The following is a 21,500-nucleotide window of genomic DNA, read 5'->3' as shown; positions in this document are numbered from 1 at the left end:
ATTGAAGAAGCTCATCATCATATTTGCACTTTTTGCAACATTTAAGGGGTTTGCACAACAAAAGCCACAGTATACCCAATACATTTTTAATCAGTATCTGCTAAATCCGGCGCTCTCAGGAATTGAAAATTACGTTGATTTTAAAGCCGGTTACCGTAAACAATGGTCAGGTATTACCGATGCGCCTCAAACTTCATTTGTATCGGCACATTGGGCATTGGGCGATAATCAATTGTGGAGTAATGCGCTAACTTCTTTCCCCGAGCAAACAGGTAATCCGATGGACCGTAATTATATGCAAAACTACATGTCGTCGCCATCGCATCATGGAATGGGGGTAACGGCCGTGTTGGATAAAACTGGCCCAATAAAAAGACTGGACGCAAACGTTACTTACGCTTACCATCTTCAATTGAGTAATAATTTTAATCTTTCGGCAGGTGTTGCTGCGGGCATTTCGAGTATTTCGTTAGATGTAAATGCACTTACTTTCGACACACCAATAGATCCGATTATGAACAGGGCGCTGATTAACCAGGTGAAACCCGATTTGAGTATTGGTTTATGGTTATATGGCGCAAGGTTGTTTGCCGGTTTATCGGTACAGCAGATTTTACCACAAAAATTAAGCTTCACCGGCGATAATAGTTATAATTTAGGCAAAGAGGCACCACATTATTTTGCTACGGCAGGATATAAGTTTTTCTTTGATGATGAAATTGCTGCAATACCATCGGTGATGGTAAAATACGTATCACCTGCACCGGTTTCTGTTGATTTAAACCTTAAACTGGCTTTTAAAGACAAAATATGGTTAGGAGGGAGTTATCGTAAAGATGATTCGTTTGCAGCAATGGCAGGTTTCAATGTTGGGAAAATGGTTAATTTAACTTATTCGTACGATTTTACCACTTCACAATTAAATCAGGTGAGTAACGGCAGCCATGAAATTGTATTGGGCCTATTGTTGAATAATATCTATAAGGTGCCATCGTATATTAAAATGTGGTAACATGCTGGTGTTTAGGCTTCTGCAAAATATTCAGCTTGTAAATCGGAGCGCAAAACCTGTATAGAACAGGAAGTTTCCTCCCGTCTTTCGCTTTTACGCTTCGCTTCGTCGTACCTCCTCGCTGCAGGGTAGCGCTGCAACCGGGGCTAAATGGCTAGGGCAGTTTTTCATTTTTGAGGTTGCAGGGTGCACCAACTTTGTGTTTAAACCTGACAGCAGCGGCAGCTCCCGATTTAAGCACTATTTTTCGCTTTTTATGGTGTGCTTGCTTGTTTCACAGGTTTCATCGGGACTATAGCGAATGGCAGGACTGCAGACGGCCAAGCACACAGAACTGTTCATTTCCCAGTCACAATAAATACACTAGTTATATTTGGCTCGCAACGCTTTCTTTGGCAATTTACAATTCAATAATTTAAATAAGTAACTGTAAACTTGAATTGTAAACAGATAACTGCCAACTGGCTAAAGTTCTTTTCTTAGCCTTGCTACCGGAATATTCATTTGTTCACGATATTTTGCAACGGTTCTTCGGGCAATGTTATAACCTCTATCTTTTAAAATTTCGGTTAATTTTTCATCAGCCAAAGGTTTGCGTTTATCTTCGTTCCCAATACAGTCTTCCAATATTTTTTTAACCTCTTTATTCGAAACTTCTTCACCATTTTCGGTTTGTATTGCTTCTGAGAAGAATGATTTTAATAAGAAAGTACCAAATTCAGTCTGCACGTATTTAGAATTTGCCACCCTTGATACGGTTGAAATATCCATATCAATTTTATCGGCAATATCTTTTAAGATCATTGGGCGCATTTTACGCTCATCGGCTGTTAAAAAATATTCATATTGGTAGTGCATAATGGCATTCATGGTTTTTAACAAAGTTTGTTGTCTTTGTTTAATCGCATCGATAAACCATCGGGCGGAGTCTAATTTTTGCTTCACAAACTGCACGGCCTCTTTCAGCTTTTTATCTTTTGATGAAGCTTTGTCGTAATGCTCAAACATCTCCTGGTAAGATCTGCTTACCTTTAGTTCTGGTGCATTTTTCGAATTTAGCGTCAAAATCAATACGCCATCATTATTACTGATATGGAAATCAGGAATAATCTGCATTTGTTTGGTGGTAACCTGATTGGCATCACCTGGTTTTGGGTTTAAACGCAAAATTTCGTTTACAACCTCTTTAAGTTCTTCACTATCTAAACCTAAGCTTTTTTCTAATTTATCGTAATGTTTACGCGTAAACTCATCCAGATAGTTTTCTACAACATTCATTGCTTTTACTATAATCGGATTGTTCGGGTCTTTCCTTTTTAACTGGATCAACAAACATTCTTTCAGGTCTCTTGCACCAATGCCTGGAGGGTCGAAACTTTGAATCAGTTTTAACATTTCCAGTACATCCTCTTCCTCAACCATAACATTCTGAGAAAAGGCAAGGTCATCAATCATGGAGCCCAGCGGACGGCGTAAATAACCATCATCATCTAAACTCCCGATAATCTGTTTACCAATAATGAAATCCTGATCGGATAATGGAATAAGGTCTAATTGCTCCTGTAAACTTTCAAAAAAAGTACTTTCAATGGCAATTGGAGTTTCTTTTTTCTCTTCATCGTCATCGCCATTATTATAGTTGGTGCTATAATCGTTGGTAGAATCGTCCTGTAAATAATCATCTACATTAAATTCATCCATGCTGGTATCTTCTGATGATTGTTCGTAATCTTCGGGCCCGTCATTCAGATCATCATATTCACTCTTTGGCTCATCCTGAGTCATTAAGCTTGGGTCTTCAAGCGCTGGGTTTTCTTCAAGTTCTTCTTTTACACGGGTATCTAAAGCAACGGTTGGCACCTGCAACAGTTTAATAAACTGTATTTGTTGCGGTGATAACTTTTGTAATAATTTTTGTTGTAAGTGTTGCTTAAGCATAGTAAATATAAAAGGATGGGGCAAAAATAAACAATAGATTTCAGATATTCTGCTGAATTGACTTAAATGCTATCGATATGTTTGGTTTTAAAATTATTTGCTAAACGTTTGTATTGAGTTTAATGTTTGCTACTTTAGTAATAAAAAACTAAAACTTAATGAAATATGGGCATTATTAAAGAATTTAAAGAATTTGCAGTTAAGGGAAATGTACTCGATTTAGCTGTGGGTGTAATCATTGGTGCTGCATTTGGCAAAATTGTTAGTTCTCTGGTTGAAGATATAATAACTCCAGCGGTTTTGGGGCCGGCACTAAAAGCAGCAGGACTGGAAGACTTAAGCAAACTTACCATTGCAGGTACCGCGATAAAATATGGGAATTTCCTTTCGCAGGTAATCACCTTTATTATTGTTGCATTCGTTCTTTTCCTTATTATTAAAGGTGCCAATAATTTAAAAAAGAAAGAAGAAGCTGCGCCTTCGGCTCCTCCCGTACCTACAAAAGAAGAAGTGCTTTTAACCGAAATCAGAGATTTATTAAAAGCAAAAGCATAATATCAATAGCCGTCCCAGATGTAAAAAGGGGCGGCTTTTTTGCTTTAATAACTTCTTTTTACACTTGGATCGGTTATAATGATATAATCGCCAAGATTTTTAAATTTTTCCCAATTGGGATTGGCAAAGCTTTCGTCAGAAAATGACGAAATGTTCAGGATTTTTAATTTTGGATTTGATTGTGCAAGTTTTGCTAATGTTCCCAGTTTTTCATCGCTATGGAAACGGCCATTAAGCTGAAAAACCTTAAAGCCTCTGTTTGCCTTAAGAAACTTATTTATAGACCATGCCATGGTCGCATCCCATAAATTTTGCGTTTGGTAAATCTTCATCGAGCCCATGCTGTGGCCACCCAGAGTTTCTGTAAATTTTTCATAATACCTACCCTGAGCCGTATCAATGGGTAAGGGTGGTAAAAAATTAAATGATGTTTTTGGGAAATTTTCTAAAACTTTAAGCCCTCCCATGGTAACGGCATTGCTGTAACGCGCAGCGGCATTTGCAGCAATAACTTTTAGCTTATTTTGTTTGGCGTACTCCATTAAAGGTTTATAATCTTTGTAATTGCCCCAGGCCCTGCCTTCTTTGATAAAGTTCTTTTCTGAAATTAATCCTGCCAGGTATTCGTCTACCTCAGGTTGTACATCGGTATGGAACATTTCTAAAGACAGTACCGTTTTTAATGGATATTTTGAATGAAGTCTTTTAAAAAGCGCTGCTTCCAGATAATGACCTATAGAATCATTATGATCTTCGCCAAAGAATAAAACATCAGCCTTGTCCATATCAGTAACAATATCGTTCATTGAAATGGATTTCTGTTTTTTTACATCGTAAATCTTATAATGGTTACTTATTTCCTGTGCATATAAGCTGGTAGAAATAGCAAAAACAAACATTAATAGTGAAAATTTCATACCATCAAAATAACAAAATAATTTTCACCGATAAAATAAGGGCACTTACCGTCTTTTACCGAGTTCTTGCACCTTGTGTATATTATGATGTATTGTTTATCAATACTTTTGGATTATTAAATATGAACACACATGGATAATCTTAATAAAAACGATAACAACCACATTAAAAACTCAGGACGAGTTTGGAGTGGTTTCATCATAGTCATCATCGGATTTGCATTTCTATTGAACAACATGGGACTAAATATTCCGAGATGGATATTCAGCTGGTCTAATTTTTTAATTGCACTTGGTGTATTTATCGGCGTTCGTCGTAACTTTAAAGGAATAGCCTGGCTAATTTTGATTTTGATCGGCGCTTACAATACCTTAAGTAATATACCTGGGTTAGATCTTGATTTATCTAAATACGCTTTAGGTATTGGTTTGGTTATAGTAGGTGGGTTTTTAATCTTCAGACCAAAGGATGCTTTTGTGTTTAAGAAAAAACCTAAAGATAAGCATAAAGCCGATTTCGATTTTGATACAGCTGCCGATCAGAAGACCACAAATAATAATGATCTTATTGATGTAATGGCCGTTTTTGGGGGAAGTAACCAAACGGTCTACTCTAAAAACTTTCAGGGCGGCGATATTACGGCTGTATTTGGAGGAGCAGATATTGTAATGACTCAGGCTGATTTCCCTGAAACGGTGTCGCTTGATGTAACGGCAGTTTTTGGAGGAATCAAATTAATTGTACCACAAAACTGGGCAATAAAATCGAACGTAACGGCATTATTTGGTAGCGTTGAAGATAAAAGATCGCATGTAATGCCGGTTGCAGAGATGAAAAAAACATTGATTTTAGATGGGACGGCTTTATTTGGAGGGATCGAAATTAAAAGTTTCTAAACATTTATTATAAAACATCGCCTATGAAATGGTTTGCAGTAAATTGTATCTATCAGGTAATTTGTGGTGAGGGAAAACATACGCCCCAGTTTAATGAACAAACGCGTTTAATCCAGGCAGAGGGGATTGCGCAGGCTTTAGATAAAGCCAAATTAAATGCTGTACATTTTAACCCATCTTTTAATAATTGTAATGGTGATAAAGTGGTATGGAAGTTTTTAGGTGTAGGTGGAATATCGGCAGTGGAAGAACTTGCTGATGGTGTAGAAGTAAGTTCCAGGATTGTTGAGCCAAAATCGGTTGCGCAATACCTGGAAAAGCTAGCGCACCGCAATAAATCATTAACTAATCAAAACCATTTTGACAACTAGACCTTTATCCGTTCCGCAAATACAGAAAATATCGCTTACCATAGCAATAGTGTGGACTGTTTTGTGTGGTGCAGGATTGCATTATGTAGTTAATTTTTCCTGGTGGATATCAATAACCGATAGCTTAACCAATAATTTTTTATTGGCTTTGGCCTGCATTGGCATCAGTAACATGCTTGGGTATTACCAGCCAAAAAATGAGCGGATACTGTACGTACTGATCATCACGCTTGCGCTTACTTTTGTGATTATTTTCGCTTCAAAATATGTGGTGCTCTATATTTTTTCTGATTATAAGGAATATAAAGATTTTTACAATTTCTCTTTTGCCTTTAGGGGTTTAATTTCTTTTATGTGTTTAGCCTGGTGTGCTTTGGCTAATATTTTATGGTATAGATTAGAAGAGCAATCAGAAACACACGAAAGACTATCGGCAGCTAAAAGTTTAGCCAAAGAGGCCGAGTTAAATAAGTTAAGACACCAATTACAGCCGCATTTTCTTTTCAATAGCTTAAACTCGGTATTTGCACTTACCATGGTTAATCCGAAAGAGGCAGGCGTAATGATAATGAAATTAGCTTCTTTTCTTCGTGGAACCCTAAAACGTGATGACGAATTGTGGGTTTCGGTAGAAGAGGAAATGGAGTACATCCAATTGTATCTTGATATTGAGAAGGTGAGGTTTAGCCACAGGTTAAATATCGAAGTTAATGTGGCTGAAGATACTTTAAACCTTTGTTTGCCAGGTACACTATTGCAGCCCATTGTAGAGAATGCTATTAAATTCGGACTTTATAACACTTCCGCAGGCATTACCATCAAGATAGATGTTACCGTTGAGTATAATATTTTGCAGATCCGGGTACAAAATCCTTTTGATCCAGAAATGAAGGCTGCCGGAGGAACAGGATTTGGTTTAAGTGCCATTAAACGCAGGTTATATCTGTTATTTGCGAATACCCATCTGTTGCAAACCGATATTGAGGCAAATAATTTATATATTACCACCCTAAAAATTCCACAAAAAAATGATCAGAACAATACTAATTGACGATGAGCCTTTAGCAAGAGATATTGTAAAATATTACCTTTCAGATCATGCAGAAATAGAGATTGTAGCCGAATGTGGTGATGGGTTCGAAGGTTTAAAAGCCATTACCCTGCATAAGCCTGATTTAATTTTTCTGGATATCCAAATGCCTAAAATAAGCGGTTTCGAAATGCTCGAGCTCGTTGAAGATAAACCTGCAGTAATTTTTACTACAGCTTTTGATGAATATGCCATTAAAGCTTTTGAGGTTAATGCAGTAGATTATTTGCTTAAACCCATCGATAAATCGCGCTTTGATGCGGCCATTAAAAAACTGCCGAACAAATTAAATCAAACCGAAAATACGGAGGCTGTTTTGGATGCAGCGGCTTTAAGTCCGGCACAAAACAATAGGGTAGTGGTTAAAAAAGATGGTGTAATTAAAATTATTCCTGTTGCCGATATCAACTATTTAGAGGCTGATGATGATTATGTGAAATTAAGTACTGTTGACGGTGCTTTCTATAAGAATAAAACGATGGCTTATTTCGAACAAACGCTCGATGTGAGCCAGTTTATCCGTATCCATAGGTCATACATCATTAACCTGGCCCAGGTGACCAAAATAGAGCTAAAAGAGAAAGATAGTTATGTTGTGTTATTAAAGTCTGATATATGGCTGCCTGTAAGCAAAACCGGCTACGTGAAATTGAAAGCCGCGTTGGGCTTGTAATTTACCCTTCGAATGAATCTATCGGTTGGTGTCTCACCGACCGAAATGATATTACTGAGTTTTTTGTTGGTTGATGAGATGGCAACTGATAGGGAAAATGAAGATCTTTTTTGGAAAGCAATTGAGTGCTAAAATTATTGTTGGCCCTGCTTTCCGTTACAATCTTTTTGCCCTTCGACTACGCTACCATTGACAGACCTCCCTAGAAAGGTCGTCATTGCGAGGCACGAAGATAACCGAACAGAGTGAGCTCATGAATGCCTTTAAAAGCAACTGCAAAAATGAATAATCTTAATGCGCACGCTAGTAGCGATCGTTGTAAGATTGCTTCGTCGGCTGAAAAAGCCTTCTCGCAATGACGATACTTGGAGGGGATTTAATCTCTTAAATTCTCCTGTCATTAATATTGATTTTATAAAATAAATTAACCCTCAGGATGACATTGCATCGGATAGATCATGGGTGGAAAAAAAATATTTATATTTCGTTCTGTAGGAGGTTTGGTGAAATAATAAAACATACAAGCACATATTTTAAGTACCCACTGGGCATCTTTTTCAAAAGAATTATTACATTTGCACTTAAATAGAAAAAATAATAATTAATCACTCTTGCATTTGTAGAGAAATCGCTTTATATTTGCACCTCTTAATTTTACAATAGATAATATACAGTCATGAAAAGAACATACCAACCTTCGCAAAGAAAGAGAAGAAACAAACACGGCTTCCGCGAAAGAATGGCAACAGCTAACGGCAGACGAGTATTAGCATCACGTCGTGCTAAAGGAAGAAAAAGATTAACGGTTTCTGACGAACGCAAGCATAAAGCATAATTTTTGATTGCTTTTCCGTTAATTCGGGATCGGCAGATCAAAATCTGCAGTTATCAATCAAAAATATATGTACACATTCAGGAAAGAAGAACGGTTATGCAGCAGGAAACATTTAGACCTGTTGTTTAAAAACGGTTCTTCTTTTTTATTATACCCCTTCCGGATTTCTTATCTTTTTGTCGATCAACCGGCTGATGTGCAAGCGCAGGTGGTAATCAACGTTCCTAAAAAAAGATATAAACGGGCAGTAGATCGCAATCTGCTCAAGCGCCGCATACGCGAAGCTTATCGCCTAAATAAACAAGATAAATTATATTTGCCTTTACCTAATGATAGGGGATTGCTTTTGATTTCTATTCAGTTTGTGGGTAAAGAAAAATATGATTTTGCCTTTATCGAGAAAAAACTGATTGCTACTTTTAAACGTTTTCAAAATTTAATCCAGCCAAATGAAATTCATCAATAAAATTTTCGGATGGTTTTTTTTAGGTTTAATCAAGGTGTATCAATATGCCATTTCGCCAATGCTGGGTGCAAATTGCAGGTTTACGCCAACTTGCTCGCAGTATGGGATAGAAGCCATTAAAAAGCACGGCCCATTTAAAGGTGGCTGGATGGCACTGAAGCGCATTGGTCGTTGTCATCCATGGGGCAAACATGGTCACGATCCTGTTCCTTAGATGGGTTTATTAGTTCAGTTGTTCATTAGTCATTAGTTCATACTACATTCGTCGTTTCGAGGCAGGGGATATGAGCGAGCTGAAGAATCTTTTAGATTGTAAGTTGGTTAAATTGAGTCGAAATTCGAGTAAAGATCCTTCGACTACGCTACCATTGACGTTATTTTACAAGACTTTATTAATCAATCTTTTAACTGATTTTGTATTTCCGCCCAACTAGACCGCAGCACCGTATCCCCGTTCTACTTAAACCCGGCCTAACAAATTTTTCGGGCCGCACTCCTCAAGCCAACCCACTAGCTTCGAAAGAAAAATTTTCAGCCGGCATTTTTTGTTTCTTTTTGATGCCAAAAAGAAAGAGCCCTTCGGCGGCGGTGAGCCGAGGCAAGATCGTGACGTATGGCAAAAGACATCAATTGTACGTCACTCATGTTGATTTTAAACAATTAATTAACCCTCAGGATGACACACCACGATGGATAATTGCCCCAGTTAATTGTTTAAATCGGTTAATTGACTCCAAACGCCAAACTCTCAACTCTAAACTTATCTTCTCTTTCATTTTTACTTATCTTTGCGCAATGGCTAAAATACTTCAAATAGAAACGGCTACTGCAATTTGTTCTGTAGCGCTATCTATCAACGGCGAAACGATTTCATTTAAAGAAGAAAAAGGACAAAACCTGCATGCTGCTAATTTAACCCTGTTTATTGATGAGGTGCTTAAAACGGCAGGCGTAAGCTATCAGGAATTGGATGCTGTTGCGGTAAGTAAAGGCCCAGGGTCTTACACAGGGCTTCGAATTGGTGTTTCTACGGCAAAAGGACTCTGTTATGCGCTAGATAAGCCATTAATCGCTATTGAAACGCTAGAGATGATGGCTGCAGGTTTCTTAATGGAAAATCCTGATTATTTTGGTTTAATCTGTCCAATGATCGATGCCCGCAGAATGGAAGTGTATACCTCAATTTTCGACCGTTCTCTAAACGTAATCACGCCAACTGAAGCAAAAATTATTGATGAAACAAGTTTCACTGATTATCTTTCACCGCAAACTGTTACTTTTTTAGGCGATGGAGCAGCCAAGTGCGCTGAAGTTTTAACACACCAAAATGCAAAGTTTGATGAGGCTAATTTCAATGCTGCAACATACATGTCGCGGTTAGCTAACAAAGCTTTCAGCAACGGTAAATTTGAAGATGTAGCCTATTTCGAACCTTTTTACCTGAAAGATTTTGTCGTTACGCAATCTAAAAAACAACAAGCACAGGGCTAAGTCGGTTATCTTCTTTTAAAGATCGAAAACAAACTTTTAAAAAAACTTCCGCCTTCATTATCATTTATGCCAGGTATTACGTCGGCAAACTGCGGATGGTTAACCACGTTACCGAATTTGATGCCCACACCCATATAAAAAGAAGCGCCATTTGGACCGCTGCCTACCGTAGCATCATTTTTAATCATGCCCATGGTTTGGAAACTGGTAGCCATTAAATTGTCGGTGCCTATAAATAATTCGAAATTCGGAGTTTGGTATTTTGCCTGCAGTCCAACCATAAAAACACCGTTTAAGTTATACAATGGGGTAATACTTCCCGAAAAATCATTAGCAATAAAAGTATTTACAAAAGCAATATCTCCACCTTTGTAAAACAGATTTTTCGAAACGGCCAACCCTGGTTTGTAAAATCCATAGCGTTTAGATAGATAAATATCCAGTTTGGCATTGGTAGGTGCTAAAAACTTTTTGCTCTGTTCAGAAAGCAGAAAAATGTCCTTTATTTCCTGGTTGGTATTAGATTGATCCTCTAGATTTTCAATTATTTTAGATTGATTTATCGTAGTGCGCTGTGTGTTGCTCCGCCACCAGATAAAACCTAAATCTTTAATATTGGCCATTAAAAACAAGCCTTTTTTAGTGGTATAATTCGTTCCAAAACTTAATGATACGCCAGGATTTTTAAAATTGGGAAAGAAGTTTTTCTTGTTTACCTCGTCAAAATCAGAAAAATTGCTCGAGTAGTTACCATTCAGTCCGATCAATAATGCAGAAGCAGCTGGATCAATAAATAAATAAGAATCAGCTATATCGAGTTTGTTGTATAAAATTCCGCTCAATAAACTCGCCTTTAGCCCAAAAGCAAGCCTCTTGTCCCAGTTTTCCCTGTAGGTAAAGCTAAACTGATGGTAACTTTGTTCATACCCTTTAGAATCGAATATTCCGGTATATTGCTGTCCTTTGTTAAATCTTTCAAAAGAATCGAAAATAGCAAGACTTTCATTTGTGTAATCTATATGTGCATCAGACCTGATCTGCCACGAAAAACCCATCTCCTTTTGATACTTATAAGATTTGAAAAGTCTGAATGCAGCTACATAAATATTGCTGTTTTCGAAAAAATGGTTCACTTCTCCGGTACCAATCGGTAAACTTCTTGTATCAAAAACACCTTCCTGTGTTAATTTTCTTATCGCAAATTTAGAGCTTCCTTTGTTAATGGCATTTGTTCCAAAATAGGGCAGGAAAAAATTGGAAGAAAATCTTCGCGATGAATCCAGGGTGAAAGATTTTTGAGATGGGTTTTCGAAGGCATCAAACATTGTTTTGGTGCCAAAAAGTGCATATTGTTGTGCATTTGCAACCCCGAAGCTGGCTAATGCCAGTAACGCAAGTAAAAGTTTCTTCATGTAAAATAGTTTTTCTGGGCTTGTTTCCTTATTAACGGTTACTTAACGAATCTGGTATTTCTGGCTTTAAATATTTGTTTAAAAGCAAGTTAGTGATAAACTTGTTTTTGTCTGCACTCATTTGGTAATAAAAAGTATCGAAATTTTTTAAACCGCTATCGGCCCTCAAATGTTTATAAAATGGAAGCTGAATATTGTTCCTGAAAATATCTGCCGAATTTTTGGTGTTGATGTAATAACTCACATTCGAAGTAGTTGAAATCTGGTTTACTGCATCTAAATATTGTGGGGTCTGTATTAAGAGCCTGTTATGCTTATAATCATTTAAAAATGATTGAACTGTACTCGCATTATTGGCCACAACCAAGTTATTATCTACAATAGTATAATATGGCCTGCTGAATTTTTTAAATGGTTCGCCAAAGTAACTATATAGGATATCAGACGATTTAAAGAGCTTAATCTCTTCATTGTAATCTGCACTTACATCAAGCAACAACTGTTTTACTTTTTCCCCATCTGATAATATAATTGCACCCAGTTTTTCGCTGGTGCTTAACTGAAAAAGAATAAATTGATTTTTAGTATAAGTAGTAAAAATCAGATTTAAATCTGTTCTGTATTCATCTTTTACCTTTTTTATTACCGCATTGGTTTTGGGAAGTATTTTCGTTTGTTCCTGCCAACCATTCAACTTTTTGAGCCATTTACCGTAATCATCATAGGCATAAAGTGCATAGTTTGCTGTATTATCAGGCAGGATATTTTGGATAGATGTATTTTGTGCAGTGGTATTTTCGAATAGTTTAAGGTAGTTATACTGATCTTTTAACTCTGTATTGCCGCTGAAAAGGATTTTTTCTTTACTGAAATTATAATTAAGCACGGCAAAACTGTTCTGTTTATTAAAAATTGAAATTTCTCCATTAATGTTGCCGGCTATAATATTTTTGAGTAGTAAGGGCGCCTGGTTAAAATTGATATAAACATGGGTGAGCACATTTTTAATTTGACGGTTATTCTGCTTAATATATTCGGTAAAGGGATTTTCTGTTAAACGTACATTGGCATCATTGATCAGTTTGAGCGATGTTGAAGCTGTTAATACCTGGTCATGAACGCCTAAATAAACCGATAAGCTGTCATTGAGCTTCACCGTGTATAGGTCTTTAGCCTTTTCGCTAATCGCTTTTTTTAATTTTAACTGTTCGTAAAATTTTTTGATGTCATTATCACGTTGTATCTGTACGGTGATTAAGAAGTTCAGGGTTTTGTTCGAGTCGGGCAGTACACTAATATAAACCTGCTGATCTTTCAGGTATCTGTTTAGCAGATTATCGTCGATGATACTTGTTTTTAGCTGTTTTAACAGGTTCATTTTATCCTTCCCTAAAACCTGTTGGATAAGCTGTTGCCCTTCAATGATGTCGTAAAAACCTTTATCGTTCTGAAAAGAAAATACCAATGCGGCATTATTGGTTGCCGATTGCAGCGCCAGATCTTTCGCATCATTATCAATTCCCAATTTCGAAAAATAGACGTAGGCCATAAAGGCTACACCTAAAAATAATGCACTTATTAGAATTACGATTTTTTTCATCTGCTGTGCAACAAATTTAATTTATTACATTGATTAGTGAGAAGTTCTTTGTCAATTTATTAATTTAGCGATTGCTACTAGCAAATAACTATGAATAAACGAATAATCCTTACTGCTTCTTTTTTTGGTGCTGTTGCTGTTCTGCTGGGTGCATTTGGTGCTCATGGCCTAAAGGCCCTAATTGATGGGCCATCATTAGAAATTTGGCAAAAAGGTGTTGATTATCAGTTCTATCATACATTTGCACTATTGTACCTTTCTACCTTTGCACGTTACAGAAACAAGCTCATTAATATCGCTTATTTCTGCTTCACGTTTGGGATTATCCTTTTTTCAGGGTCGTTATATTTATTGGCTACCCGAAGCATATCGCATTTAGGATTTACTGAATTTATTGGTCCAATAACGCCAATTGGTGGGCTTTTATTTGTATTGGGATGGATAATGCTCTTTTTTGCAGCATTTAAAGATAAATAATGAATACTTTCGAAAATGATATTTTTGCAGAAAGAGAAACACTTTTTGTTGAAGTTATTTTGCCATTATCTTTGGCGAAAAACTATACTTATCGGGTACCTTTCGATTTAAACGATCAGGTTGCCGTCGGAAAACGTGTGGTTGTTCAGTTTGGAAAGCATAAAATTTATACCGCTTTAATTAGCGGCATCAGCACTGTACCCCCAACGGTTTATGAGGCAAAATATATTATCGATGTAGTAGATACTGAGCCTGTAATTACACCCATGCAGCTTAAATTCTGGACATGGATGACCAATTATTACATGTGCAATGAAGGTGATGTAATGGCGGCTGCTTTGCCAGCAAGTTTAAAACTGGCCAGCGAAACGATCTTGATTCTTCGCGAAGATTACAATGAAGATACCGAACTTACCGATAAGGAAGAAATCATTATCAATGCACTGAAACAGCAACAGAAACTTACTGTTAATGATGTTTCCAAGCTCCTTGGACAGAAAACAGTATATCCGATCATCAATCATTTGCTCGATAAAGAATTGATTCTCGTAGCTGAGGAGGTGGTGCAAAAATATAAACCTTTACTTAAATCGTTCATCATATTAAATGATTTTTATAGTGATGAAGAAAATCTGAAACAGCTTTTTAATGTTTTGGATAGGGCACCTAAACAATTAGACGCTTTATTGGCTTACCTGAAACTGCAAAAATCAAATCTTCCGATCTCTAAAGAGCAGCTTTTAGAGGAAAGTAATTGTGGACCAACAGCATTAAAAGCTTTAACCGACAAAGATATTTTTGTGGTGATGAAAAGGCCGGTTAGTCGCCTGGCCGCTAACGATGAAGAATTCAGTGTGAATTTCGAACTGAACGAAGGGCAACAGAAGGCATTGAGTCAGATTAATCAATATTTTGAAGAGAAGGAGGTGGTTTTGCTGCATGGTGTTACCGCATCTGGAAAAACACAGGTTTATATCAAGCTGATTGAAAAGATTATTCAAGATACAGATGGTCAGGTATTGTTCCTGTTGCCCGAAATTGCCTTAACGACACAGATTGTAGAACGGATTAAGCGTTATTTTGGAAATTCGATCGGGGTGTACCATTCTAAATTCAATAATAGCGAAAGGGTAGAAATCTGGAATAAAGTGCGGACAGGCGCCTACAAGGTAATTCTTGGTGCTCGCTCAGCCGTTTTTCTTCCTTTTCAACACCTTAAATTAATTGTTGTTGATGAGGAACACGAACCATCTTACAAACAATACGATCCTGCACCACGCTACCAGGCAAGAGATGCGGCCATTTATTTAGGTTATCTGCATCAGGCCAAAGTGGTTTTAGGCTCTGCCACACCATCACTTGAGAGCTATTATAATGCTTTACAAGGTAAATATGGACTTGTAGAGATGAAAGAACGTTTCGGTGGTGTTCAGCTTCCAAACCAGCAGGTGGTAAGTATTTCGGAAGAAACGAAGAAAAAAACAATGAGCTCGTATTTTTCGAGTGTATTGATAAAAGATATCGATCTGGCGCTTTCTAAAAAGGAACAGATTGTGTTATTTCAGAACAGAAGAGGATATGCTACTATCCTGATCTGTGCTACCTGTGGTTATACTCCAAAATGTGTAAACTGCGATGTAAGTTTAACCTATCATAAAAGCAGTGGTAAATTACATTGCCATTATTGTGGCTATCAACAAAGTAGCGTAAATATCTGTCCGGCCTGTGGTTCGGTGCATGTAGAGCAAAAAGGATTTGGTACTGAGCGTATTGAAGAAGAACTCAGGTTGCTTTACCCTGAAGTTACCATTGCCCGGTTGGACATGGATAGTACAAGGACAAAAAATGGGCTCCAACAGATCTTAAACGATTTTCAAGAAAAGAAAACCGACATTTTAATCGGCACACAAATGGTAGCTAAAGGGCTGGACTTCGATAACCTGAACCTTATTGGGGTAATTAATGCCGATACGCTTTTAGGTTATCCTGATTTCCGTGCCTACGAAAGGAGTTTCCAGTTATTGGCGCAGGTTGCAGGTAGGGCAGGGAGAAGGGCTGATCAAGGGAATGTCTGTATTCAGACTTACGATGCCGAAAACCGTATTATCAAGCAAGTGGTAAACAACGATTATGAAGGCATGTACAACGACGAAATCGTAGAACGGGAAAAATTTTTATATCCGCCTTTTTCCAGAATGATATTCTTGTATGTAAAACATAAAGATTCTCATGTACTGGATCATGCGGCATTCACGCTTGCAAATATCCTTAAAGGAAAATTTGGCAAACGGGTTTTAGGTCCAGAGCAACCTCTGGTAAGTCGTGTTCGCAATCTTTATATCAAACAGATCATTATCAAGGCTGATAAGCATACTGCCATTCAAAAAGTTAAAGATGCATTGAGAGAAACCCTGACTCAATTTAACGCTACCAAAGAATTTAAAGGCATTTTTACTCAAATAGATGTGGATCCGTATTAGAAATGAGTGAATGACTGAATTTTGAATGATTGGATGGGTTTGTTCAATCTCTCATTCAATAATTCGCTCATTCAATCCTTCTCAGATGTGGATAATGTATCATTCTCTAACTCAGGTAATCATTATTTAATAACCCAATAATTGAAACAATCTCTCATTTAATCATTGTATCCCCCGTTAAAAAAAGCTAATTTTGAAGCTCATGGCGTATAAATTTGTTGATAATTACCGGGAACGTGGAGCGAGAAAAAAACTGGTTGAGTTGTTAAAATCTCGCGGAATTGAAGATGAAAATGTGTTAACAGCCATAGGTAAAGTTCCACGTCATTTCTTTTTTGATGAAACTTTTTGGAACCAAGCCTACAAAGATATTGCTTTTCCAATAGGTGATGGGCAAACTATATCCCAGCCTTATACGGTTGCTTACCAAAGTGAACTGCTACACATTAAAAAAGGAGATAAGGTACTCGAGATCGGAACGGGTTCAGGCTATCAAACCTGTATTTTAATGGAACTGGGCGCAAATGTTTTTACCATCGAAAGACAAGAGAATATCTACAACAGAACCATTCAGGTTTTACCTGGAATGGGCTACCGGCCTACTTTTTACTGTGGTGATGGCTCGAAAGGAATTGCTGCTCATGCACCGTACGACAAAATAATCGTTACCGCTGGTGCTCCTTTGGTTCCAGAAATCTTATTAAAGCAATTAAAAATAGGTGGCATTCTGGTCATTCCGGTAGGAGATGAGAAAACCCAGAAAATGGTTACTGTCATCCGCGTAAGTGAAACCGACTACGAAAAAATTGTGTTGGATACCTTTAGGTTTGTGCCTTTAGTGGGCGACCAAGCGTGGTAAACAAGTTTGGAGATAGGAGTTTAAGTAAAAATTAAACTCCTAATTTTAAATGTGCAGTCAGATGTTACCATCTGACTAATAAGTATATTAAGAAACGATTGACTATTAGGTGAATAAAGCGCAAAAATAGATTTAGTGTCAGATAAGAATATCTGACACCACGAAAAATAGCTCCAAACTCTAAACCCTCAACTCCAAACTAACCTATCTCTTCATCGCTCTATCTAACTCACGTTTGGTATCTCTATCTTTAATGCTATCGCGTTTGTCGAATTCTTTTTTACCTTGAGCCAGTGCAATTTCTATTTTAGCGAAACCTCTTTCGTTGATAAAAATGCGCAATGGAACTATGGTATAACCTTTTTCTTCGCCTTTAAGCTTTAATTTTCTAATTTCTTTCTTCTGCAGTAATAAGGCGCGGTCGCGTTTAATATCGTGATGATAGAAAGAACTGTGTGAGTATTCCGAAACATGAAGGTTGCGTACATAAAGGTTCCCCCCAATAAACATGCAAAATGCATCGGTCATATTGGCTTTACCTTGTCTGATTGCTTTTATTTCAGTTCCTAAAAGGGCAATCCCTGCTACGTATTTATCTAAAAGATTGTAGTCGAAATATGCTCTTTTATTCTTTATGTTGATGTCGTTTTTCAAAATTGTAATAAAGTATATGTTGTTGTAATATTCGGCAATGGCATAAAATATATATGCCGGATTGCAAATATCCTAAAAATTGATGTGATAATTTAGTTTTAATCACATTAAGTTAAGGCTTGTAGCGGTCACAGTTTATTTTTTACGCAAACTGCAATATTTTTTAGGGTCTTATGATTTGGAAATGTATGGACAGTTCTTTTGGCAGCCTCAGTCCTGCTTTTGCTCCAACAAAAGCAGAAAAAGCTTTTGGTTTCCGCGTCAATCAGGTTTATTTAAGATGGGCCCGTGCAAGAGACTCAAGCCCTTCATCCCGCCCATAGATAAGAATGGCCCCTGCTTAGCCCTTTCATCCGCCAACCAGGCTCTTGTTTTATGGGAGAAGTGGTAAGAGGTCGTCATTTCGAGCGAAGTGCAACGCAGTCGAGAACCCGAAGGCTCAGCGAAGCTAAATCTGTCTCGATAGATCTCTCTCCCGAAAGTTCGGGACTGCGCTTCAGTCGAGATGACGACGATTTTTAAACTAAAACCCCAGGTTAGGAATCAATAAAAATGTTCATCTGTTTGTAAAAGCTAAGGATATATTATTATGTTCGTATTTATTCGTTTAAGTTTGGACTTTAAATCTCAAAAATGAAATTCAGGAACCTACTTTTAATCTTATTGTTAACCGTTACTTTTCAGGTAAAAGCACAGCAACCTACTTTATTGCCACAATTCACTTTTTACAAACTGGATGGAAAACCATTTTCAAATAATGATATTAAACAGGGAAAAAAGAACCTTTTTATCTTATTTGATTGTACTTGTGAGCATTGCCAGAGGGAAAGTAAAAACCTGAACACCAATTACGCCAAGTTTAAAGATGTTAATATTTACATGATTACCATGGATGAGGGCTATATCATTCCGCAGTTTTTCAATTCTTACGCCAAAGGTTTAAACACCAAGCCCAATGTATTGGTATTGCAGGACAAAAAACGCATGTTTATCCCAACCTTTTTGCCAAAACAATACCCATCAATGTACTTATATTCTTCAACTGGTAAATTGCTGATGTACCAATCGGGAGATGGTGGCGTAAAAAAGCTAATGACGGTAGTAGGTAAATAATCTTATTTTTTAGCCACAGATTATACTGATAAGCACGGATTTTGATATCAGTGTTTATCCTTTTGATCTGTGGTTAATTATATTACAACAATGAGTAAGTTATAAGCTAAAGGACAAGTCTAAATTTTACCGGATAATCAAAACCGGAATATTTACCTTATGCCGTACAGAATCAACCGTAGTGCCGAAAATAAGGTCTTTTAAGCCTTTATGACCATGCGCACCCATTACCAATAGCTCCATCTCATTTCTGTTGCTGATATCGGCTATGGCTTTACCGGTACTTCCAAAACCAATAAAAGGCGTAGAATCATATCCAAGATCTTCCAGATTAGCCCTGTATTTCTCCAGGTTTGCAGCATCACTCTGCGTTTCATGGTCCATTACTTCATTGCCAAGATAGCGGGCTGCAGCAGTTTCTACGATATGGATAAGGTAATAGTGTGCCTCTTTACCACCCTGAATTAAAGCATGCCTGATGGTGTTTCGATCGTTTTTAGAGAAATCTACAGCAATTCCAATCCGCTTATAACTGATTTTGTCTATTTTTCCAATATCCAAAGCATTTCCATGTGGTACAAGCTGTTTTGAAGCATTCCTTTTCTCTTCTAATAATGGGTGGAAGAAAACATAAAGCAGGAGTAAAACGATTAGGATTAATGCCGGTATTACAATCACATAAATCCACCAGGTGTTAGCCTCTTTTGCCCAGCCACTTATCTCTTCAATTACCAGTTTAACATTCAATGCGATAATAGCTAAAGCACTTGCCCATGCCAATACTTTAACCCAGGGTTTAATTGCAAAATCTTTCATCAGTTTTTTATCTGATGTAAAATGAATTAATGGAATAATGGCAAAACCCAATTGCAAACTTAATACCACCTGACTCAATACCAACAAGCCACCAAGTGCATTTTCGCCATAATGTAATATAGTGAAAAATGCAGGAATAATAGCCAAAAGACGTGTAATCATGCGCCGTAACCAAGGTTGAATCCTTAAGTTAATGTGACCTTCCATAATAATCTGTCCAGCTAAAGTTCCGGTAACAGTAGAGCTTTGTCCGGCGGCGATTAACGCTATCGCAAATAGGGTTGGGGCAACATCGCCGAAAATATTGGAAAGAAGTTTATGTGCATCCTGAATTTCGGCTACCTCGTGCAATCCATTTTTATAAAAAGCAGCTGCAGCAAGAATCAGTATGGCGGCATTAACAAAAAAAGCAAGGTTTAATGCAACCGTTGTGTCAATGAGGTTAAATTTTAAGGCCTCCTTAATTCCTTTATTGCTGCGCTCAATCTTCCTGGTTTGTACTAAAGATGAATGCAGATATAGGTTATGTGGCATCACCGTAGCACCAATAATCCCAATAGCAATATAAAGCGCATCACCATTTAGTATAGAGGGTTCAAAACCTTTGGCCACTTCTTTAAGCGAGGGTTCTACAATAAACATTTCAACCAGAAAGGAAATTCCGACAATAAAAACCATCGAAACGATAAAACCTTCCATGGCGCGCATACCTTTATTGAGTAAAAAGAGCAATAAAATGGTGTCGAAAATGGTAATTGAAATACCCCAGATTAATGGCAATCCAAAAAGGAGCTGTAAACCAATGGCCATCCCGATAATTTCGGCTAAATCGCAGGCTATAATTGCGGTTTGTGCTAAGCCAAATAATGGAATATTGGCCCAGCGCGGATAAGCTTGTTTAGAAGCCTGTGCTAAATCCAGTCCCCTTACTATCCCCAAGCGGGCACTTAACGATTGTAAAAGTAACGCAATGAGATTCGACATCAGTAAAACCCAAATTAATTGGTAACCGAATTTACTGCCACCTGCTAAATCGGTTGCCCAGTTGCCTGGATCCATGTAGCCAACACTAATTAAATAAGCAGGACCAATGAAAGCTAAAATTCTTCTCCAGCCTTTTCTTTTATCTGTATTTACACTTTGATGTACTTCACTTAACGATTCAGTTTTTGCCATTACTGCTGATTAAAATATGTTTTGCAACTTCTCTACTAATATTAATTTGTTTACCGGATAACAGGATTTCTACTGAACCATCGAAATCGGTCACATCGCTGATCTGGATTTTTTTACCTAAGGTTAAGCCTAGTTTCTCCAAATGTTTTAAAAATGCCGAGCTATGTTGGGTAACACCGGTAATGGTGCCATGATCACCTATTTTTAGTTCGATTAATTTAATAAACTGGGTTTTGGCAAATCTTCCGTTTTTATCGGGAATGGGGTCGCCATGAGGATCGGCTTTCGGAAAGCCTAAAAACTCGTCTAATCTTTCAATCAGTTCAATTGATTTAATATGTTCCAACTCTTCAGCCACATCATGTACCTCATCCCACTTAAAGTTTAATTTATCAACCAGAAAAACTTCCCATAAGCGATGTTTACGTACAATATCTATCGCTGTATTTTTTCCTGTTTCGGTTAAAGTAACGCCTTGGTATTTAATATAATCAACTAAGCCCTTCTCAGCTAATTTCTTAATCATGTCGGTTACAGATGCCGGTTTGGTTTGCATTTGCTCGGCAATGGCATTGGTTTGAACGTTTGTAGTTTTCTCTGCCAGATGGTAAATAGTCTTTAGATAGTTCTCTTCCGTGTAACTTTGCATTTATGTTTATCTAATTTTA

Annotated in this window: 21 protein-coding genes; 14 read left to right on the top strand and 7 right to left on the bottom strand. The window is 37.3% G+C overall.

What is annotated here, in order from left to right:
- Window position 1 precedes the first annotated feature (1 nt).
- Window positions 2–1,012 carry a type IX secretion system membrane protein PorP/SprF gene (locus LQ201_RS23245; protein ID WP_230146062.1) on the top strand — a complete coding sequence of 337 codons (1,011 nt, stop codon included), beginning with the start codon at window positions 2–4 and terminating at the stop codon, window positions 1,010–1,012.
- 465 nt (window positions 1,013–1,477) lie between these two features.
- Here the strand turns inward: LQ201_RS23245 and rpoN are convergent, their stop codons facing one another.
- Entirely contained in the window at window positions 1,478–2,950 is a 1,473-nt protein-coding gene (rpoN, locus tag LQ201_RS23240; RefSeq protein WP_230146061.1) for an RNA polymerase factor sigma-54, read from the bottom strand.
- Between the two features lie 165 nt (window positions 2,951–3,115).
- Here rpoN and mscL point away from each other — a divergent pair, with 165 nt between their 5' ends.
- Window positions 3,116–3,505 carry a large-conductance mechanosensitive channel protein MscL gene (gene mscL, locus LQ201_RS23235; RefSeq protein ID WP_230146060.1) on the top strand — a complete coding sequence of 130 codons (390 nt, stop codon included), beginning with the start codon at window positions 3,116–3,118 and terminating at the stop codon, window positions 3,503–3,505.
- 44 nt (window positions 3,506–3,549) lie between these two features.
- Here mscL and LQ201_RS23230 read toward each other — a convergent pair whose 3' ends face one another.
- On the bottom strand, window positions 3,550–4,422 hold the full coding sequence (locus LQ201_RS23230) for a ChaN family lipoprotein (RefSeq protein WP_230146059.1): 873 nt from the start codon (window positions 4,420–4,422) through the stop codon (window positions 3,550–3,552).
- A gap of 132 nt (window positions 4,423–4,554) precedes the next feature.
- Between LQ201_RS23230 and LQ201_RS23225 the strand changes: the two genes are divergently transcribed.
- From LQ201_RS23225 to tsaB, 8 genes are all read left to right on the top strand, one after another.
- Window positions 4,555–5,319, top strand: coding sequence for a LiaF domain-containing protein (locus tag LQ201_RS23225; RefSeq protein ID WP_230146058.1), 765 nt, complete (start codon window positions 4,555–4,557; stop codon window positions 5,317–5,319).
- 23 nt (window positions 5,320–5,342) lie between these two features.
- A complete protein-coding gene (locus tag LQ201_RS23220) occupies window positions 5,343–5,690 on the top strand; it encodes a DUF4288 domain-containing protein (protein WP_230146057.1) in 348 nt (115 codons plus the stop codon).
- Window positions 5,680–6,741 carry a sensor histidine kinase gene (locus LQ201_RS23215; RefSeq protein ID WP_230146056.1) on the top strand — a complete coding sequence of 354 codons (1,062 nt, stop codon included), beginning with the start codon at window positions 5,680–5,682 and terminating at the stop codon, window positions 6,739–6,741. The genes LQ201_RS23220 and LQ201_RS23215 overlap by 11 nt, the downstream gene beginning before the upstream one ends.
- On the top strand, window positions 6,719–7,453 hold the full coding sequence (locus LQ201_RS23210) for a LytTR family DNA-binding domain-containing protein (protein ID WP_029280416.1): 735 nt from the start codon (window positions 6,719–6,721) through the stop codon (window positions 7,451–7,453). The genes LQ201_RS23215 and LQ201_RS23210 overlap by 23 nt, the downstream gene beginning before the upstream one ends.
- Window positions 7,454–8,129: 676 nt before the next feature.
- Entirely contained in the window at window positions 8,130–8,288 is a 159-nt protein-coding gene (gene rpmH / locus LQ201_RS23205) for a 50S ribosomal protein L34 (RefSeq protein WP_010601723.1), read from the top strand.
- Window positions 8,289–8,355: 67 nt separating this feature from the next.
- Window positions 8,356–8,754: a ribonuclease P protein component gene (locus LQ201_RS23200; RefSeq protein WP_230146055.1), complete on the top strand. Its 399-nt coding sequence runs from the start codon at window positions 8,356–8,358 to the stop codon at window positions 8,752–8,754.
- Window positions 8,738–8,968, top strand: coding sequence for a membrane protein insertion efficiency factor YidD (yidD, locus tag LQ201_RS23195; RefSeq protein WP_215128375.1), 231 nt, complete (start codon window positions 8,738–8,740; stop codon window positions 8,966–8,968). Before LQ201_RS23200 ends, yidD begins: the two co-directional genes overlap by 17 nt.
- Before the next feature lie 581 nt (window positions 8,969–9,549).
- Entirely contained in the window at window positions 9,550–10,245 is a 696-nt protein-coding gene (tsaB, locus tag LQ201_RS23190; RefSeq protein WP_230146054.1) for a tRNA (adenosine(37)-N6)-threonylcarbamoyltransferase complex dimerization subunit type 1 TsaB, read from the top strand.
- 5 nt (window positions 10,246–10,250) lie between these two features.
- On the opposite strand, the gene LQ201_RS23185 is transcribed toward tsaB, so the two are convergent.
- Together LQ201_RS23185 and LQ201_RS23180 are read right to left on the bottom strand one after the other, a co-directional pair.
- Window positions 10,251–11,657: a DUF5723 family protein gene (locus LQ201_RS23185; RefSeq protein ID WP_230146053.1), complete on the bottom strand. Its 1,407-nt coding sequence runs from the start codon at window positions 11,655–11,657 to the stop codon at window positions 10,251–10,253.
- Between the two features lie 31 nt (window positions 11,658–11,688).
- Window positions 11,689–13,257 carry a hypothetical protein gene (locus LQ201_RS23180; RefSeq protein WP_230146052.1) on the bottom strand — a complete coding sequence of 523 codons (1,569 nt, stop codon included), beginning with the start codon at window positions 13,255–13,257 and terminating at the stop codon, window positions 11,689–11,691.
- 90 nt (window positions 13,258–13,347) lie between these two features.
- Between LQ201_RS23180 and LQ201_RS23175 the strand changes: the two genes are divergently transcribed.
- The 3 genes from LQ201_RS23175 (at window position 13,348) to LQ201_RS23165 (ending at window position 17,073) form a co-directional block, all read left to right on the top strand.
- Window positions 13,348–13,734: a DUF423 domain-containing protein gene (locus LQ201_RS23175; protein WP_029279875.1), complete on the top strand. Its 387-nt coding sequence runs from the start codon at window positions 13,348–13,350 to the stop codon at window positions 13,732–13,734.
- Window positions 13,734–16,214 (top strand): primosomal protein N', encoded by a 2,481-nt coding sequence (gene priA, locus LQ201_RS23170; protein WP_230146051.1) that lies wholly within the window; start codon window positions 13,734–13,736, stop codon window positions 16,212–16,214. The genes LQ201_RS23175 and priA overlap by 1 nt, the downstream gene beginning before the upstream one ends.
- 202 nt (window positions 16,215–16,416) lie before the next feature.
- Complete coding sequence (locus LQ201_RS23165) at window positions 16,417–17,073, top strand: protein-L-isoaspartate(D-aspartate) O-methyltransferase (protein WP_029279871.1); 657 nt, start codon at window positions 16,417–16,419, stop codon at window positions 17,071–17,073.
- Between the two features lie 204 nt (window positions 17,074–17,277).
- Here LQ201_RS23165 and smpB read toward each other — a convergent pair whose 3' ends face one another.
- Entirely contained in the window at window positions 17,278–17,727 is a 450-nt protein-coding gene (gene smpB, locus LQ201_RS23160) for an SsrA-binding protein (RefSeq protein WP_208745894.1), read from the bottom strand.
- Between the two features lie 633 nt (window positions 17,728–18,360).
- Here smpB and LQ201_RS23155 point away from each other — a divergent pair.
- Window positions 18,361–18,840, top strand: coding sequence for a redoxin domain-containing protein (locus LQ201_RS23155; protein ID WP_230146050.1), 480 nt, complete (start codon window positions 18,361–18,363; stop codon window positions 18,838–18,840).
- Window positions 18,841–18,966: 126 nt separating this feature from the next.
- Here LQ201_RS23155 and LQ201_RS23150 read toward each other — a convergent pair whose 3' ends face one another.
- Both LQ201_RS23150 and LQ201_RS23145 read right to left on the bottom strand, forming a co-directional pair.
- Window positions 18,967–20,832 (bottom strand): Nramp family divalent metal transporter, encoded by a 1,866-nt coding sequence (locus LQ201_RS23150; RefSeq protein WP_230146049.1) that lies wholly within the window; start codon window positions 20,830–20,832, stop codon window positions 18,967–18,969.
- Window positions 20,819–21,481: a metal-dependent transcriptional regulator gene (locus LQ201_RS23145; protein WP_230146048.1), complete on the bottom strand. Its 663-nt coding sequence runs from the start codon at window positions 21,479–21,481 to the stop codon at window positions 20,819–20,821. The genes LQ201_RS23150 and LQ201_RS23145 overlap by 14 nt, the downstream gene beginning before the upstream one ends.
- Window positions 21,482–21,500: the final 19 nt, after the last annotated feature.

It is taken from the genome of Pedobacter sp. Bi126 (assembly GCF_918698245.1).
Classification (GTDB): domain Bacteria; phylum Bacteroidota; class Bacteroidia; order Sphingobacteriales; family Sphingobacteriaceae; genus Pedobacter.
The sequence above is the reverse complement of the archived record's forward strand: the minus strand, read 5'-3'. Positions and strand labels throughout refer to the sequence as shown.